Annotated in this window: 4 protein-coding genes; 2 read left to right on the forward strand and 2 right to left on the reverse strand. The window is 64.8% G+C overall.

The genetic code is table 11. The features are described 5' to 3' along the window. Both WAN02_RS19680 and WAN02_RS19685 read left to right on the forward strand, forming a co-directional pair. Positions 1-437: aldehyde dehydrogenase family protein (locus tag WAN02_RS19680; protein ID WP_422265912.1), on the forward strand; the 437-nt coding region annotated here is incomplete at its 5' end. Positions 438-633: 196 nt separating this feature from the next. Then, complete coding sequence (locus WAN02_RS19685; protein WP_422265913.1) at positions 634-2,154, forward strand: class I adenylate-forming enzyme family protein; 1,521 nt, start codon at positions 634-636, stop codon at positions 2,152-2,154. 5 nt (positions 2,155-2,159) lie between these two features. Here the strand turns inward: WAN02_RS19685 and WAN02_RS19690 are convergent, their stop codons facing one another. Continuing rightward, positions 2,160-2,855 (reverse strand): TetR/AcrR family transcriptional regulator, encoded by a 696-nt coding sequence (locus WAN02_RS19690; RefSeq protein ID WP_422265914.1) that lies wholly within the window; start codon positions 2,853-2,855, stop codon positions 2,160-2,162. A 166-nt stretch (positions 2,856-3,021) separates the two neighbouring features. Next, a partial coding sequence (locus tag WAN02_RS19695) for a helix-turn-helix domain-containing protein (protein WP_422265915.1) occupies positions 3,022-3,295 on the reverse strand: 274 nt, incomplete at its 5' end.

Raw genomic sequence — 3,295 nt, forward strand, 5'->3', positions numbered from 1 at the left:
GCGGCCGGGCCAGCGGCGCGCGGCTGACTACCGGAGGCGGCTCCCCGGCCGATCAGCCCCTGGGCTGGTTCGTCGAACCCACGGTCTTCGCCGACGTCGACAACGCCATGACGATTGCCCGTGAAGAGATCTTCGGGCCGGTGCTGAGCGTGCTGCCCTACGCCGACGACGACGAAGCCATCGCCATCGCCAATGACTCCGACTACGGTCTGGGCGGCACGGTGTGGACCGCCGACCCGCAACGCGGCGCTGAGCTGTCGGCGCGGATGCGCACCGGATCGGTCGGAATCAACCACTACGCCCTCGACGTGGTCGGGCCGTTTGGCGGTGTCAAGGCCAGCGGACTGGGTCGTGAACTGGGGCCCGAGGGCTTGGCACCTTACGTAGCGTTGAAGTCGGTGTACCGGCCACCGATCACGGACGCTGCGGGCCGCTGAGTACCGGCGCGAGAAGGAAGCCAAGCGGCGATCGTTGACACGTACTAATCTACTGAAATAAGGTTTGCTCCGGGTGGCCGCACATGCGGGCCAGCCGGATGTTCATCAGAACCGCGGCTGGGTCACGTCGCACCGGCTTTGGCGCCGAACGCTTTTCGCGGCGCTGTGGCCCAGTCCGCAAGGGAGAGCGCGCGCGATGACCGAACTGGTGACCGACGGCTTGAGTTATTGGGCGCAGCAGTCTCCGGAACGCGCGGCGATCGTGTTCGACGGCACCGACACCGTCGATTACCAGACCTTGGACGGGTGGACCGATAATGCCGCCCGGCAGCTGGCCGCTGCCCCGCTTCAGCCCGGCGACCGGGTCGGCATCATCGGCGGCAACAGCCTGGAGTGGGTCGTTTCGGCGATCGGAGCGCTGAAGATCGGGGCCGTCGTGGTCCCGTTGAACAACCGCTTCACCCCCGGGGAGTTGCGGTACCTGATCGACGACTCCACCCCTTGCCTCGTCCTTTCGGATGGCGCCCACCGCGACCGGATCAGGACGGCTGTGCAAGGAACGCCGACCCGACTGCGTTGTCTGGAAGACTTCGCCGCGTTGCGCCACGAACAACATCGACCGCTTCCCCGCCGCGACGATGCGCACCCGGACGACATCACCCAAATCGTCTACACCAGCGGGACGACGTCACACCCAAAAGGTGTGATCTTCACCCACCGCAGCACCTTCAACCTTGTCGCCGACCTGGCCATCACCGAGCCGGCTTTGCGACCCGGCTCTCGGATCATCTACACCCTGTCGATGTCGGGCGCCCCCGGCCTGCTCTGGCACATCCTGCACCCGTTGATCAGGGGCATGACGATTTTCTACGAGCGCGGCTTCGAACCCGCCACCACGCTGCACCGACTCTCCACCGAACGGATCCAAGTTCACTGCGGCGTCCCGGTTCTCTACGAGCGTATGGCGGCCCATCCAGATTTCGCGTCCGCTGACCTGTCAGCGTTGGAACTGGCGACTATCGCCGGTGCGTCGGCCCCCATGGCCACGATGAAGTCCTGGCTGAGCAAGGGCGTGATCGTTCAGCAGGCCTACGGAATGACGGAGCTGGGCGGGATTTCCACCATCAACCCGAAGGATCAGGCCGTCGCGCGGCCCGAGTCGATCGGTGGCGGAACAGTTTTCACCCGGCTGCGCGTCGTGCGGCCCGACGGTAGCGACTGTGATCTCGATGAGCCCGGCGAGATCATCGTCTCCGGTCCGGGCATCACCCCGGGGTATTGGCGAAACGATCACGCCTATGCCGCCGCGATGCGCGATGGCTGGTTTCACAGCGGCGACATCGGAATCAAAGACGCCCACGGGATCCGCGTCGTCGACCGGCTCAAAGACATCATCATCACCGGCGGCTTCAATGTCGCCCCTTCCGAGATCGAGGCGGCGGTCGCCGAGATACCCGGGGTGATCGAGGCTTGCGTGGTGTCAGCGTTCGACGCCACATTCGGTGAGGCACCCGCAGCGATCATCTACACCGAAAAGCAGGTGACACCGGAGGCAGTCACTGAACACTGTCGCGCGCATCTCGCCGGTTACAAGGTGCCGCGCCACGTCATCATCCAGCACACGCCATTACCAAGGATGGCCAGCGGCAAGATTGCGCGACGCCAAATTCGTGACGCTCACCCGGAGCTGATGCAACACACGCAAGCGGTCGGGTGAAGCAGCTAGGAGGCTGTCGGCTCCTCGAGATCCGTGGCAGCCGAGCCGAAGTCGCCCCAATGCTGCGGGGGCGGCGCCGTCTCCGCCACACCCGGCGCCGCACCGCGCAGGAAACTGCGAATGGCCTCGGCGAACCCCCCCGTGGCGGATCGCTGATTGGCAGCCACCGCCGCGACCAAGACAGGCTCGGTGGCAGGATTGGCGTTGCCGAATGGGCGGCCTCTCCCCTCGTCGCCATGCATCGCCTCGGTGATACCGGCACCCAAGGTCAACTTGTCCAGGCCGTCAAGAATCAACACCACTTGTTCTAGCGGCACACCGATCTCGATCAAATACATTGCGGACTCGTTGTAATTGCGAATCAGCACATCGCGGGGCATGAACTGCAGTAACAGCGGCACAGCGTTGTGGTGCCGCATTATCGATTCACGAAATGCCAAGCTCAGCGCGACAAGCCACTCCATCCAATTGGGCACCGATTTGGGATCAGGCACGCGTGTCTCGACCACGATTGCCCGCGCCACCGCCTTCAGGATCTCCGCTTTGTCCTGAAAGTGGTGATAGAGCGACGGCGCCTGTACATTGAGCTCCCGCGCGAGCCGAGGCAGGCTGAACGCGTCCAGGCCCTCCGTATCGATGATGCGCAGCGACGCCTCCACTACGGCATCGTGGCGGATCAGGGGCTTGGAGGGACGGGGCATGATCACATTATCGACCATCGGCGCCTCGAAAGCAGCAATAGAGCCAGCATTAACCTAAGGCCAACAGGTTAAATCACCCGCAGGAGTGCGGGACGGTGTGGTCTGCGAGCCCGCTCCCGGCCGTCCACGTTTCTGAGACTGCCCGCGCTCCCTCGTTTAGGGTCGCTTAGGCGTCGATTTGGCCCGGCCCTGAGTCCGCCAAGGCTTCCGCTAGGGCCTCCCGGGAATCCACGGCGAGTTTGCGGAAGACATTGCGCAGATGCCACGCAACGGTGTTGCGTGAGACGAACGTCAACTCCGCGATACCCCGATTGTCGTGACCCGATGCGGCCAGCTGAGCGAGCCGCCGCTCGGTTGGGGTCAGCGATTCGGTGCCGACCCGGGCCGGGCGGCGTGGACGGGCGCCGGCCGCCACAAGCTCCTCGCGCGCGCGGTTAGCC

The sequence above is a fragment of the Mycobacterium sp. genome, from assembly GCF_049281135.1.
GTDB lineage: Bacteria > Actinomycetota > Actinomycetes > Mycobacteriales > Mycobacteriaceae > Mycobacterium.

Bases quoted from the DNA above. Each gene is read 5' to 3' on its own strand.
- WAN02_RS19685 (WP_422265913.1), top strand. From the start codon at position 634: ATGACCGAACTGGTGACCGACGGCTTGAGTTATTGGGCGCAGCAGTCT.
- WAN02_RS19690 (WP_422265914.1), bottom strand. From the start codon at position 2,855: ATGCCCCGTCCCTCCAAGCCCCTGATCCGCCACGATGCCGTAGTGGAG.